The organism is Streptomyces sp. NPDC104814 (genome assembly GCF_055583185.1).
Map to the genome: position 1 here is coordinate 139,314 of NZ_JBVJOL010000015.1, position 12,859 is coordinate 152,172.

Genomic DNA, 12,859 nt, shown 5'->3' on the forward strand with positions numbered 1-12,859 from the left:
CGGCGACGGTCAGCAGGCGTCGTACTTCCACGCGCCGCTCTGAAAGGTCCACGGCTGCGCTTGCTGGTCGAACCTGGGCAGGCAGGCCCTTCACCTTGTACGAGACGCGGCGGACCGCCGACCCGAGGGCCACGGCGTTCACCAAGCGATGCTCGGCATCGCCCGGCTCCACAACCTGGCGCTCTCCAGAGACTTGGCCTGCTGGGGGACAACCTCTGGCCAGGTCAAAGGATGCCCGGCGCAACGAAACCTTCGCCGGACATCGAGCGTCTACTGGTGCGTGGGTGCGCACTGACCTCGCGCACCGAGTCGTATTCGAGGGGAACCGAACACGTCATGAAGACCAAAATGACCGCCGTGGCCGTTGCGGCGATTGTCGCCGCCGGAACCGCCGTCGCCGCCGTCCCGGCCTCGGCCGCCACCGCCACGACCGCGCCGACGCGCTGTCACACCGCCGACCTGAAGGCCGGTTTCGCGACCGGGGACGACGCGAAGCCGGAGATGGGGCGGACCGGGAAGCAGACACAGGCGTTCATCTGGTTCACCAACAAGAGCAACCGCACCTGCACCCTGTCCGGCTTCGCCGGTGTCGACATGGTCGGCGCCCAGAGGACCGACGGCACCTGGTCTCTCGTGCGCTCCTCCAAGAGGCCCACGAAGATCACCCTGGGACGGGGCGACACGACGGACTTCAGCATCAACCTGCTCCCCGTTGCCAGGTCCACACCGCAGACGAAGAAGTTCGTCCCCGCGACGTTCCTGGTCACCCCGCCGAACGAGACAAAGCACTTCACCCTGCAGTGGCCGTTCGGCGGGCAGATCCTCAAGCAGGACGGTGCTACCCACCCGGGCACCTACCTCAACCCGGTCGGACAGTAACTCCCCCCGCGGTCGCGCGGTCAGGGCTCAAGGAAAGCTTTGACCGCGCGGCGCTCGTCCATCGCCCGGTGGCCCGGCGACCTGGTCCAGAGGCAGGGTGAGGTGAGGTCCCGAAGACCTGCCCGGCTGGATCCCGCCGGACAGCACGCGGTCGATCAGGTCGCGCAGGAAGCGGCGGACGCCGTTCAACCGCGCAGGTCAGCGGACTCGTCGCCTTGGGCCCGCTGGCCATGACCTGCCTCGCCTTCGACGGTGGTGTGCCCATCGAAGTGGAGTCCGGCTACATCCCCAAGTACCTGCTGAAACGCGGACGCGCCGGCGACTTTCCCACGTGACCACGTGACCACGTGACCCAGCGACCCGCATGCTCTCGATCCAGTAACGTCGGCGAGCCGAACGTCCTCGGCGCGCTGTGGGCCGTGGACCCGGTCACCGCGGAGTGCGGTTACGTCAACGTCTCGGCCGCCCCCTTCGCCCGCTCTCTCGAGCCGCTGGCGACGGTACGGCAACGGATGCGTGCCCGCCCGCCAACGGCCAACACAATGAGTCGAGTTGTGGGTGATCAGGCAGCAGGCGAGCTGAGGAACGCTTCGTGGATGTCGGCCCGTCGTTCCCAGCGGATCCGCAGGCGCCGGAAGCCGTGGAGCCAGGTGATGGTTCGCTCGACCACCCAGCGGTAGGTGCCAAAAGGTCTGTGCCGCCGGCAAGGGCCCGGCGTCCCGAAGCCGGGATGCCGGGCCCTTACCGAGGCGCGAGATCAAGCGGGGCGGATGTTCTCCGCCTGCGGGCCCTTCTGGCCCTGCGTGACGTCGAACTCGACCTTCTGGCCCTCCTGCAGCTCACGGTAGCCCTGGCTGGCGATGTTGGAGTAGTGGGCGAAGACGTCGGGGCCGCCGCCCTCCTGCTCGATGAAGCCGAAGCCCTTCTCGCTGTTGAACCACTTCACTGTGCCCTTGGCCATGACTGTCTCCTTCGAGGGGAAACCGGGCACGCACCCTGCGCGACCGGGAGGTGATCGCCCTGGTCCGGAGAGCGCTGAACAGCAAGAACGCCCGTGACGGCGATCACGGGCGAACGGAACTTCGGAACCACGACTGCTGATCACAACGCTATAACGGCATGACGGAAGCCGCCAGCGAAAACGCGCCAGCATCCGGCCCGGAACGAAGGGCTGACTTCGGGTACCGAAGGTTCATGAGGGTGGACGAGGGGTTGCGTGACGCGGACGGGGTGCTGACGAAGCTGGCTGCCTCCCTGATTCCGCACGCTCTGGCGAGGACGCTGTCGGCGGTTGAGGAGGTGGCGGAAGGCACCAAGCGTGGCGGGGTGGCCGGCGCGGTCGCAGGGAGGCAGACGCGGGCCTGACAGCGGTGGTGGCGGCGCAGCCGGTGTCCAACGGTGTGTGCATGCAGCGGGCCGATCGGCCCCGGCCGCCCAAGGACTGGATCCCGCATGACGAGGTCGAGGATCGGCCGACCACCGGCAGCGCCTGCACCAAGTGATGGCACGGCTTAAGGAGCCGGATCAGCCGGGTGACGTCACTGCCGTGGCCGCCGGAAACCGATCACCGTACGCGTCGCGTCGGCGGTCACACTGGTCTCATGCCGAAGAAGCGAACGTCAGACAAGGGCTTCGCCGACGTGGTGGCCGCCATGGAAGCCGAGGAAGGGTCCGGTCCGGTGGAGGGCGGGCGCTCCCCGGCGAGTTCGGGTGAGCTTGTCGACGAGCGGGGCTGTCTGTGGACGAAGAGCCGGGGGCCGTTGGACGTCCGGCTGGTCAAGCGGCTCGTACGGGGCGCGGACGAGGTGATCGTCGGGGAGGGGGCCGGAGAGGTGCTGCGGCCCGTGCCGGGAGTGGAGCGCGAGGCTGCGTGGGCGCTGATCAAGGACGGACTCGACACGGCCGGGTCGGGGACATGGACGTACCAGGCGTACGAGTTCCGCTCCGAGGACGGCCGCATTCTGCTGTATGTCGAGGAGTTCTGCTGACGGCTGATGCCTGATGCCTGATGCCTGATGCCCGAGGCCGGGCCGCCCGAGGCCTGATGCCTGACGGTCGGCGTACGCAGCTACGCGTCGGGGCGGTCAGGAGATTCTGACCGCCCCGACGTTCATGGGCGCAGTTGTGGACCAGCGCCGACCGGCCGTCGGTGGTCACGAAGTAGGTGTGGCTGCCGGCGACGGTCAGGTCGAGGACGGTACGGATCGCTTGCGTGCGGCTGGTGGCCGTGACCGTGGGTGCGAACCCGGTCGGGTTGGCCAGGCGCGAGCCCGGGGTGAGCTGGAACGAGTCGATCCAGCCGCGGCCCTGGACAAAGAACGGGTGGTTGGCGGTCGCGGTCCGCGGCATTCCCTTCGTGTTCCCCGCCAACGGCTTCCACGGCCGGCACCCTTCCCGCCCGAGGAGACACGGGACGCCCTGGCGCTGCCCGGGTACGCCCCGGTGCTGCTGTGCGACGCCCGGGAGCGCGAGTCGTACTGCCCCCCATCGCGGATCAGTTGATCGCCTCGGTGGTGTCAGGCGGAGCCGGTCCGCGACAGGCGGCGTTCACCTCGTCGCGACGACCGGCAGGCTCCTTGGCAGGCAAGCATCGTCTGTTGGGGCCGATGGTCAGTGCACCGCGTCGGAAAGACGTACGAAGGTGTGACCTCTCGCCAGCAACTTCGGTACGGCGGCGGCGATGCCCTGGGCGGTGCCGCCCTCGGGATGGTTCATGTGGCAGATGACGATGGAGCCGCCGGGCGCGGACGCCACGCTGGTGCGGACCTGCTCGGGGGTGAAGGTGGCGCCGCCGTCGCCGTTGACCGAGAAGCTCGCGAAGCGTTCTCCCAGATCAGTGACGATCCGTGCCGCGACGTCGTCGCAGTACGCCGTGCCGGACCGGAAGAAGCGCGGCGGGGCGCCGAGCAGCCGGGTGAGCTCGGCGCGGTTGCCGGCGATCTCGTCGTACACCTCCCCGGCGTCACGGGTGCCGGGGATGCCGTAGGCGGAGCGTCCGGTGACCGACAGCGGACGGTGCCGGGTGCCGTGGTTGGCGATCTCGAACAGTGGCTCGGCGGCCAGTCGGCGGAAGAGGGACGGGTTGGCCTCGATCCAGCGGGAGTTGATGAAGAGGGTTGCCGGTACCTCGCGCTTGCGCAGGAAGTCGATCAGGGCCTGGTCGTAACCGCTGCCGCCCGGGCCGCCGCAGGCGTCGAAGGTCAATGCGATCTCACGCTTCCCCTTCGGCAGCGCGTGCACCACGCCGGGGCCGTCGAAGCCCCAGGAGCGCGGCACGGCATGCCGGTAACGGGCCACGATCTCGGCACGGGGGATCGCCAGCGCCGTCGCCGAGGGGGCGGATGCCGGAGCGTCCGCGGCGGCGTTCGGCGCGGGCGTCGCATTCGGTGCGGGCACCGTGGGCGGCCCGGACGTGGCGCCGCTCGTCGCGCTCCTCGGGCCCGCGCATCCGGCGAGCACGCCACCGGCCATGGCGGCCAGCACGGCCCGGCGACCCGTCGTCATCCACACTCCCACCTGGTCAAAAAGGCCTGCGGCGGGCGGCCGCCGCACCACCGCAACGGTACGGGCCGAAGATTCACGACCGGGAAGGCACCGGTAAGGGTTCCCCAACAATCCGGTTATGCCACCCGCAGGCAGGAGGGCGGCGACCGGCCTCGGCGGCAGCTGATCGACGGCATACGATTCCGGATCCGGACCGGTGTTCCGTGGCGAGACGTCCCCGCCGAGTACGGGCCCTGGAACCGGGTCTACGGCCTCTTCCGCCGATGGCAGCGGAACGGCACCTGGCACCGCGTCCTCACCCGCCTCCGGCCCCTGGCCGATGCGGACGATGCGATCACGTGGAACCTGGACGTCGACTCCACGGCCTGCCGCTCCCCTCTGCATGCGGCCGGGGCCCGCGAGCAGGGGGGATCTGCAGAAGGAGCCTCCGGGGGGGCGTGTTCGCCGAGCCTTGTGACCACGGGTCGGGCCGCTCGCGCGGCGGTCAGCATCAAGCTGCACCTGGCCGTCGAGCAGGGCCAGAAGCCCATGGTGATCGTGGTGACGGCCGGGCAGTGGGGAGATTCGCCGCAGTTCGAACCCGTGCTGAAGAAGGTTCGTGTGCCCCGCATCGGGCCGGGCCGACCACGCGTTCGTCCCGACCGGGTACGGACGGACAGGCGTACGCCTCCCGGAAGAACCGTGCCTACCTGCGCCGCCGCGGGCTCCCGCTGCACCAGCCCCGACAAGGTCGACCAGGCACGCGACCGCCGAAAGCTGGGCTCCCGCGGCGTCCGGCCGCCGCGCTTCGACCCGGCGGACTACCGCGAGCGCCACGCGGTCGAGTGCGGGATCAACCGACTGAAGCGTCGTCGGGGCCGTGGCCACGTGCTACGACAAGCTCAGCCGTCCGCTTTGAGGGACCGTCCTCGTTGCGGCCATCAGCGAGTGGCTGTGGCCCTCGGTCGTCACGCGGCGGGATCCGCGTTCCACGCCGTCGGCAGATCGCTGCCGCAGAAGACGCAGACGAAGTCGTCCTCACGGACGATGTTGTGCTCCTGGCAGTCGGGGCACCGCCGGAACACCACCTCGTGGGTGAAGCCGCAGGGCCGCTGAAGCTCTACAGCATCCAGAGCGCGGGCTGTCTCGACCCAGGAGGTGACGTCCGGGCAGTACCCGGTGGATTGGTTGCTGCCCTCGCTCACGGTCCACCGGCCTGCCTCGCGTGTGAAGCTGATCTCGCCGGCGCTGAGGACCATGTCTCCGCCGGCACAGGCCACGTGCTCGCTTCGCCGCGGCGCAAGCCGAAGCACACCATCCATACCGACCACGAAGGTGAACGGTTCGGCCGGCGCCGCCGCCGGCTGCTCCACGATCCAGTCACCGAAGTCAGCCGCCGAGCCGATCCGACGCCCGCCGTCACCAGGCTGGACGGCAGTCTTCAACTCGACCGGCCCGACATATCGATAACCCCGCCCCCGCCCACTCACGTCAGCCAACCTGGAGCTCCTCCGACACACGCCCTAAAGGGTGTTGCAGAAGGCTCGGTTCGGGCATCTCGCCCGTATGGGTGGGGTGTTGAGGGCCGAGCCGGTCGGTCGAGACGATCACGGGCTTGCGTATGGACCAGTTCGCGAGGCTGGTTGGCTGTCACCAGCCTGCACGAACAGCGCACCTGGCCGCAGGGTGTGCTCGCCGGCCCCGGGCAGGCTGCCGGTTGCTGCCGTGCGCTTTATGGGCGCCAGTCCGCCTCGAGGTCATGGGAGTCGGTTTTGGTGAGCTGAGTCAGTCCGGTGCCGTCAGGCCGTACCAGGTAGAGGTGTTCGGGGTCCGCGTCGTCGGTACCGCCTCTACTGAAGACCAGGCGATTGCCGTCCGGGGACCACGAGGGGTTTTTGTCGTTGAGGCGGGCTGCGGTGATGCGGTGCAGGCCGGTGCCGTCGGGGCGGACGAGGTAGAGGTGGGCGAAGCCCGAGGAGTCCACGCGGCTGAAGGCGATCCGGTTGCGGTGCGACCAGTCGGGCGTCCAATCGTGGGAGCCGGATGCGGTGATGGCCGTCTGGGCCAGGGTGGACAGCCGGATCCGCATCACCCTGCTGTGTCCGCTGGCGTCCGCGCGGTTGAACGCCAGGTACTTGCCGTCCGGGGACCATGTCGGATGGAGGTCGTCCGCCGTGGTGTGGGTGAGCCGGGTGGCGGGGGTGCCGTCGATGTCAGCCACATAGATCTCGCGCTGGGTGCCGACCGGCTTGGCGTAGGCGATCCGCTTGCCGTCCGGGGACCAGGCCGGGTCGGAGGCGCCTTTGGTGCCGGGTACGGCCTTCAGGTCGCCGCCGGTGGTCTTCATCGTCCAGACGCCGTCGATGGCGCCACCGGATCCATAGCGCACGAAAGCCACCCGCTTGCCGTCCGGGGACCAGCTGGGCATCACGTCGCTGACGGTGGGGGTATGGGTGAGCTTGACGGGCGTGCCGCCGCTGGAGGAGATCGCGTAGAGGTCTTCGATGGGCGCTGCCGCCGTGTAGCGGGCGAAGACGATCGGGTGTTCCCCCGCCGCCCCCGCGTCTTCTGCGGCGCCGAGGGTCAGCGGTACGGCCATGGCAAGCGCCGCGGCGGTCACGGCCACCCGGCGGCCCCGCGTTGTGCTGTTTCCGCCGACTCTGCCAAATGTCCGAGCCCCTGCGACGGTTCTGCCGATACCGGTGCGGTGTTGTTGGCGCGTCAAGGTGTCCACCCCGTTCCCTCCCTGCGGCCCGATACGGGCTGCTCCGGCTGGAAAACATCCCATCCGTTGAGGCGCTGGGGGAAGCGGCGGCACGTTCCGGTACGAGTCCTGTGACATGTTCAGTACATCACTGTCACGTGCGATGCAGACGCGCGACAGCCGGATGCCGATGTGTGCGGAGCAGTGTGCACCGCGCCGAGCCTCCGCAACGTGAAGTGGCAGGTCGAAGGGCTGGCGTGACCGGTTCTCGGGCTTCTTACGCCGGTTGTGGGCGGCACCCTGCTTTGCCGGTGGCCACGCCCCCGTTCATCCTCGCGAGTCACATGGTGATCCCGACAGAGCCTTTCCAAGCTGATCTCGTAGGTCGGGAGGTGCCCAGTGCTGTGACCCCACCCGGCGAACCTATGCGGTCACAGCACCAGCGGAGGCAGCCGACGATGTGGATCGAGATCTACGCCATGCCGGTCAGTCCGCTGGCTGGATCGGTGGCAGTGAAGACGAGCGGGTACGTCCCGTCCGCCAGCATCGGGACCGTGAAGTTGCCGGATGGGCCGGCGCCGAGCGTCACCGGTCCGTGCGGTCCGGTGATCTGCCAGGTGGTGGCCTGCGGATCGGTGATGAGCTGGTCGCCCGGGCGCGTTCGGGCGGTACCGGCGAACGCCTCCTGGCAGCCGCGCCGCAGTTTGGAGCCCCCAGCCGGCTGCTGGATGGTCACCGTCGGAGCCTGGGGCTCAGGCGGCGGGCTGCTGTGTTGCGGTGCGGTCGGCTGGCTCGAGCTGCTGGGGCTCGCGGGTCCGGACGTGTCCGAGGTGCGGGCGCGGGGGACGCGCTCGGCGACTCCGCCTGGCTTGTCACGGACGACGGTGTGGGGCTCGTGGCGGACGTCGCTGACGGGTTCGTCGCGGACGGTGGCAGGTCCGCTCTGGACGGCAGGGCCGGCCCACCGCGCTGGCGATCAGCCGCTGGCTGGCCGGCACCGAGGAGCTGCGCAGTTGCTGGTCGTCCGCGCCATGCTCGCGCGTGTCGAAGTAGCCGTCGCCGGTGGGCCCGTCGACCGTGTGCCGGTCAGACGGGCCCTTCTGCACACGAGGAGATTCAGGCCTCTTCGGTCCAGGCCTGAACGATGAGCTTGCCTGCCTCGCCGGCACCACGGTGGGGCGCGCAGTAGAAGTGGCACTCGCCTCCGGTGCGTCCGCAGGAGTCTGCGTGGTCTGCGTCTCACCCGGGTTCAGCATCAGCTTGGTGCAGCTGAGCGAGGAAGCCATCGTCTTGTCCCGGTTGGGGATACCCGAGGCCTCGAAGACGACGTTGTGCGGGGACAGCTTGTTGGTGACCAACTCGATGATGTCTCCGGGGGCCGCAGTAAGCCTCTTCGGGTCGAACGCGGAGGGCGCCGCGCGGCTGCTCGAGTTCGATGCGCTCGACGCCGTCGGCGGCCAGGATCGCGACCTTCCGCCCGCGAAGTTCGTATGCCATCGTCCTCATCCCCTCAGTGAGAGGCTGATCAGGGCTGCCGCCCGGTGCCAGCGTGAACGTGACGCGCGCTATGGGCTCGACGAGTGTCATCACCAGCGCATCCACGGCATTACTTCACAAGCGGATGCAGATCCGGCCAGCCGAAAAACGCGCGCCGTCAAGCGGGTCCGCCGTCCGCCCTGCCGGGCCGGACGCCGTTCGCGGAATGGCTATGCCCGGGACAGCGGGCGGACGGCGGCTCAGAGGGCCTTTACTGTTTGTGGCCGTTGCCGTGCCCGTTGGGATGCAGGACCACCTTGGTCCAGCCCTCGTCACGGGCGTCGAAGTGCTCGTAGGCGGTGGGCGCCTCGTCCAGGCTGAGCTCATGGGACACGACGAAGCTCGGCTTCGCCTTCCCGCCGGCGATCAGGTCCCGCAGCGCCCGGTTGTACTTCTTTACCGGCGCCTGCCCGGTCCCCATGTGCTGGCCCTTGAACCACATCATTCCGAAGTCGATCGGGACCTTGCCCTGGGCCTCCAGCTCACCCTGCGCCTCCGCGCCGCCGGGGTCCTGGGGCAGGAACACGCCCACCACGCCGATGTGGCCGGTGAACCTGACCGAGTCGATCAGGCCATTGAGCGTCAGGCTGGCGTCCTCGTGTCCCTGGGGGTCGTGCGCCTGATAGCCCACGCACTCGCAGCCGTTGTCGGCCCCCAGCCCGAGGGTGGCCTCCTTGACGACCTCCGCCGGGTCCTGCTCGGCGGTGTTGATCGGGATGGCCCCGATCTCCTCCGCCATGCGCAGCCGGTCGGGCTGGTGGTCGGCCGTCCATACCCGGCCGGCACCCTTGAGGAGAGCGGAGTAGGTCGCCATCAGCCCGACAGGACCGGCCCCGAAGACGATGGTCTGGTCGCCCGGCTTGACGTGGGCCATCTCGGTGGCGTGGTAGCCGGTTGGGAAGATGTCGGCGAGCATCACATAGTCGGTCTGCCGCTCGGCGGCGTCCTCGCCCAGGCGCAGCGCGTTGAAATCGCCGTAGGGCACGCGCAGCAGTTCCGCCTGGCCGCCCTGGTAGGGGCCCATCTCGGCGAATCCGTAGGCAGCTCCCGCGAGGGCGGGTTCTGGCTGCATGGTCAGGCAGTAATTGGTCAGACCCTGCTCGCACTGCTTGCAGAAGCCGCAGGCGATGTTGAAGGGCAGGACCACATACTCACCGACCTGCACCTTACGGACGGCCGGTCCGACCTCCACCACCTGCCCCAGGTTCTCGTGCCCCAGGGTGCGGCCGGACTCGAACGAGGTGCGGCCCTCGTACATGTGCAGGTCCGAACCGCAGATGTTGGTAGCGGTGATCTTGACGATGATGTCGCAGGGATGCTCGATCTTCGCGTCCGGTACGTTCTTCACTGTGACCGTTCGCGGTCCTTCGTATACCGCTGCTTTCATGACGACTTCCCTCGGTGCCGCGGCATGACTGCGGCACGGCGATGACGAGACGGCACGTAGAGCCTGACTCTCGAAAGTGCTACGACGGAGTTTGTGGCTGCGGCACGCCTCTGCGGTCCGTCCCCCCGGATCAGGTGGAACGGTGGTGTGGGCCGTCGGCCCGCCGGGCGGAGCTTCGGCGCTCCGACGGCGTGCGGTGCGGGTCCCCGCCGGCCCCGACGCGAAACAATTGCGTACCGTTCGATCAGCTCATTCCAGCGAACTACCTAGTTCAACGGGCGTGGGCTGGTCTGAACGACCGCCGCGTGCAGCCGGTACCACCGGGCAGCCCGCCAGCGGTGAGCGGCGGTGCCGGCAGGCAGGCACACCCGGGAACCATTGCATTGGTGTCGGTTTACTTCGGGGGCTGGTCACCGTGGTCGTCGTGGAGCGTGTCACGACGTTCCTGTTCGCGCTTGGAGAAGGCGGCTGCCCGGATCGCCTCGTCACTCTCGACGCCCGATCCCAGCGCGCCGCCCACGGTGGCGATCGAAGTGACGAGCCAGGACAATGTCCAGTACTCCGTGGCGTGCAGCGGGGATCGCGTCATGGAGGCGAACACGCGGTCGTTGAGAATGAACAGCGCCGACACCATATTGATGACGATCAAGCCGCCGTAGCAGACGATCACCCCGATCCCCACGGTCATGACCGTCGAGGCGTTGTAGAGGCTCGTCCTCTTCTTCTCCTCCGCCGATGCGTCTGTTGATCGATGCCACAGGTGCGCATCCACGATCAGCCAGCCGATCATGAGCGTGACAGACCCCACCATAGCGATCACGAGACGCGGCGTGCTCAGGGCCTCGGACAGGCTCCAGATGGTGGAGTTCACGGTGGCGATGGCTCCCGTGGCCAGTGCGGCCGCCAGGGCTTTCGACAGGCCCGGCACCAACCGCCACGGCCGATTGGCGCGGACCATACCGCCGAGCACCCTCAGGTAACCGCGCGGCCCGCTGACGACGTACCGCAGATCAGCGGTCTCCTCCTCACCGATCGGGCCCGGGTGAATCGGCGCAAAGCGACTCACGAAGCGTCCCAGCGGCTGAGGCCGGCGAGGCTGCTCAGCGGCTCGCGGACTGGCCAAGCTGAGCACGCTTTCTTCCACCGCCCGCATGGCTCTCGTCTGAAGACGCAGGCCTCCCAGCGGAGGAAGGGACAGCAGCGCCAAGCCGTGTTCATGACTCAGATCCACAACGAGCTTGTGCCCGTGCGAGTGCAGCGGAAGGTCGGTGAGGGCCACGACGACGTCCCAGTTCTCCGCCCGCCCGCGCTCCATGATCCGGCACATCAACGTGGACACGTCCTCGGTCCCTGCGGTGAAGGGCTCACTGACCACCTCCACATCGAACCGCCGCCCCTGGCCCGATCTGTCGGCGAGCCGAGCAGGAAGTGTCCGGGCCATGTGCTGCGCGATCGCCGTCGGCGCGTCCGGATCCGCCAGGAGAGCCACGACCGTAACGCCCTGCGACGACTCCCGCATCACCGGACCCTTCTCATTGGCTGCCCCCGGCAATCACCAGTGCCCCCCAGGATCTCCCCGAGACAACGTCGGCGCCCCATGACACGCTGGCCCCCATCGGCAGGCAAAAAGAGATACCAGATACGAAAAGACCGCCTCTTCCTACGAGGCAGCGGTCAGTTTTATGTGTCGTTCCAGCTCTGGGCAAGATCCGTATGAAGACGGACCTAGACCCCCACCCACGCTACGGGGCCGTCGTCCGCAGGTAGACGCGAGCGAACCGGACCGCCGTATCTGCAAGCGGCACCGCAACCGGACCGCCTCCGACCTCTTCGGCCTGGTCCGCAACCGAGGCCGTCGCCTCCAGCCAGGCGGCGAGCGCCAGCGCGGCCTGCGGGTCCAGGCCGGCCATGTGGGCAGCCGCCCCGAGCGCCCGCGCGTGCGTCGCCCACTCCGGACTGTCCGGGTAGGCGAACGATCGACGGCACGTTCGCGCGCATCCAGACGCGCGGGGAGATCGACTTCCAGACCCTGCCCCCGCTGCGCGCCGCCGCTGCTGCTCTGCCGCCGCAGCACCGACCTGGAGTTTAGTGATCACTGATGCAATATGGGATCGGATGGACAGTTGCACACCCTCCTGGCCGATCGGCTCGTCGGAGACCCCGGACAAGGCCTGGTCGCTGGGGCTCGCCCAGCGCGGTCCTGGGTCGATGCGGCGACCAGCGGCAACCCCTACCTCGGCCCCGGCGACCCAGCGATCCGCTGTTTCCGCCTCTTCGACGGCCAGGGGGCCTACATCAGCCCGGAAGGCGTGCCTGCTGACATAGTCCTCCTCCAAGGCACCCGCGTTCTTGTCCTGCAGCCGCCGGAAACCGTTCATCGGGCGCATTACTGGATTACTGACAGACGCTTACACCGGTCAAGCCAGAAGGGGCGACTCGGAGGAGAGGCACCCTGTCATCATCCCAAAACTCAGCCCGCTATGAAAGTGACGCACACACTAGGACAGGAAGCGTCCGGAAGCGAGCGAACGAGGGCATGACCGCTTCGGTCGGAAGTTGCAAGGTTGACGGTCCATCAGGTTCTGGGGTCGGGATGCTCCACCGCTAGGTAGTGCGACGGCTGATGGAGCAACGGCACGCGACTCACCCACCCCCTTCCTGCTGCCGGCCCTGACGCACGCGGAGCGCGCGTCAGGTTCCGTACTGGACTGCGGAGCAGGCCGGTACGGAACAGGCCCGGCGACAGCCGGGCCAACGGGACCACGGAGTGGGCCCGTTCGGCGGACGGAGTCCGCCGGCATCCCGCGCGGAGCGCGGGATCACCCGCCGCGTAGCGGCGGCGCGTCGTGTCTGCGGAGCAGACCGCGCGC

At 68.6% G+C, this 12,859-nt stretch carries 13 protein-coding genes and 3 pseudogenes; 5 read left to right on the top strand and 11 right to left on the bottom strand.

All coding sequences use genetic code 11. From position 1 onward, the window contains the following. Positions 1–336 precede the first annotated feature (336 nt). Entirely contained in the window at positions 337–879 is a 543-nt protein-coding gene (locus ACZ64A_RS34665) for a DUF4232 domain-containing protein (RefSeq protein ID WP_469815908.1), read from the top strand. Positions 880–899: 20 nt separating this feature from the next. On the opposite strand, the pseudogene ACZ64A_RS34670 reads toward ACZ64A_RS34665, so the two are convergent. Further along, positions 900–1,059 (bottom strand): annotated as a pseudogene (locus ACZ64A_RS34670) (IMP dehydrogenase); the annotation flags it as partial. A gap of 50 nt (positions 1,060–1,109) precedes the next feature. Here ACZ64A_RS34670 and ACZ64A_RS34675 point away from each other — a divergent pair. Then, entirely contained in the window at positions 1,110–1,214 is a 105-nt protein-coding gene (locus ACZ64A_RS34675; protein ID WP_469815909.1) for a hypothetical protein, read from the top strand. 245 nt (positions 1,215–1,459) lie between these two features. Here ACZ64A_RS34675 and ACZ64A_RS34680 read toward each other — a convergent pair. Together ACZ64A_RS34680 and ACZ64A_RS34685 are read right to left on the bottom strand one after the other, a co-directional pair. Beyond that, a pseudogene (locus ACZ64A_RS34680) lies at positions 1,460–1,564 on the bottom strand (transposase); the annotation flags it as partial. A gap of 72 nt (positions 1,565–1,636) precedes the next feature. Next, positions 1,637–1,840, bottom strand: a complete 204-nt coding sequence (locus ACZ64A_RS34685) for a cold-shock protein (RefSeq protein ID WP_014670069.1) — start codon at positions 1,838–1,840, stop codon at positions 1,637–1,639. 233 nt (positions 1,841–2,073) lie between these two features. On the opposite strand from ACZ64A_RS34685, the gene ACZ64A_RS34690 reads away from it, so the two are divergent. Together ACZ64A_RS34690 and ACZ64A_RS34695 are read left to right on the top strand one after the other, a co-directional pair. Then, positions 2,074–2,244: a hypothetical protein gene (locus ACZ64A_RS34690; protein WP_469815910.1), complete on the top strand. Its 171-nt coding sequence runs from the start codon at positions 2,074–2,076 to the stop codon at positions 2,242–2,244. Between the two features lie 236 nt (positions 2,245–2,480). Next, positions 2,481–2,867, top strand: a complete 387-nt coding sequence (locus ACZ64A_RS34695) for a hypothetical protein (protein ID WP_469815911.1) — start codon at positions 2,481–2,483, stop codon at positions 2,865–2,867. Here the strand turns inward: ACZ64A_RS34695 and ACZ64A_RS34700 are convergent. Next, a complete protein-coding gene (locus ACZ64A_RS34700; RefSeq protein WP_469815912.1) occupies positions 2,761–3,228 on the bottom strand; it encodes a polymorphic toxin-type HINT domain-containing protein in 468 nt (155 codons plus the stop codon). The two genes, ACZ64A_RS34695 and ACZ64A_RS34700, sit on opposite strands and share 107 nt — an antisense overlap. A 261-nt stretch (positions 3,229–3,489) precedes the next feature. Next, entirely contained in the window at positions 3,490–4,383 is an 894-nt protein-coding gene (locus ACZ64A_RS34705) for a polysaccharide deacetylase family protein (protein WP_469815913.1), read from the bottom strand. Positions 4,384–4,569: 186 nt separating this feature from the next. Here ACZ64A_RS34705 and ACZ64A_RS34710 point away from each other — a divergent pair. Continuing rightward, positions 4,570–5,178, top strand: a pseudogene (locus tag ACZ64A_RS34710) (transposase); the annotation flags it as partial. Between the two features lie 152 nt (positions 5,179–5,330). Here the strand turns inward: ACZ64A_RS34710 and ACZ64A_RS34715 are convergent. From ACZ64A_RS34715 to ACZ64A_RS34740, 6 genes are all read right to left on the bottom strand, one after another. Beyond that, complete coding sequence (locus ACZ64A_RS34715) at positions 5,331–5,852, bottom strand: hypothetical protein (RefSeq protein ID WP_469815924.1); 522 nt, start codon at positions 5,850–5,852, stop codon at positions 5,331–5,333. Positions 5,853–6,094: 242 nt separating this feature from the next. Beyond that, entirely contained in the window at positions 6,095–6,988 is an 894-nt protein-coding gene (locus tag ACZ64A_RS34720) for a hypothetical protein (protein ID WP_469815914.1), read from the bottom strand. Positions 6,989–7,538: 550 nt separating this feature from the next. Beyond that, positions 7,539–7,802, bottom strand: a complete 264-nt coding sequence (locus tag ACZ64A_RS34725) for a hypothetical protein (protein ID WP_469815915.1) — start codon at positions 7,800–7,802, stop codon at positions 7,539–7,541. Positions 7,803–7,938: 136 nt separating this feature from the next. Further along, entirely contained in the window at positions 7,939–8,424 is a 486-nt protein-coding gene (locus tag ACZ64A_RS34730; RefSeq protein WP_469815916.1) for a cupredoxin domain-containing protein, read from the bottom strand. A 389-nt stretch (positions 8,425–8,813) separates the two neighbouring features. Beyond that, positions 8,814–9,989 carry a glutathione-independent formaldehyde dehydrogenase gene (locus tag ACZ64A_RS34735; RefSeq protein ID WP_469815917.1) on the bottom strand — a complete coding sequence of 392 codons (1,176 nt, stop codon included), beginning with the start codon at positions 9,987–9,989 and terminating at the stop codon, positions 8,814–8,816. Positions 9,990–10,383: 394 nt separating this feature from the next. Beyond that, positions 10,384–11,508 carry a hypothetical protein gene (locus ACZ64A_RS34740; protein ID WP_469815925.1) on the bottom strand — a complete coding sequence of 375 codons (1,125 nt, stop codon included), beginning with the start codon at positions 11,506–11,508 and terminating at the stop codon, positions 10,384–10,386. Positions 11,509–12,859 lie beyond the last annotated feature (1,351 nt).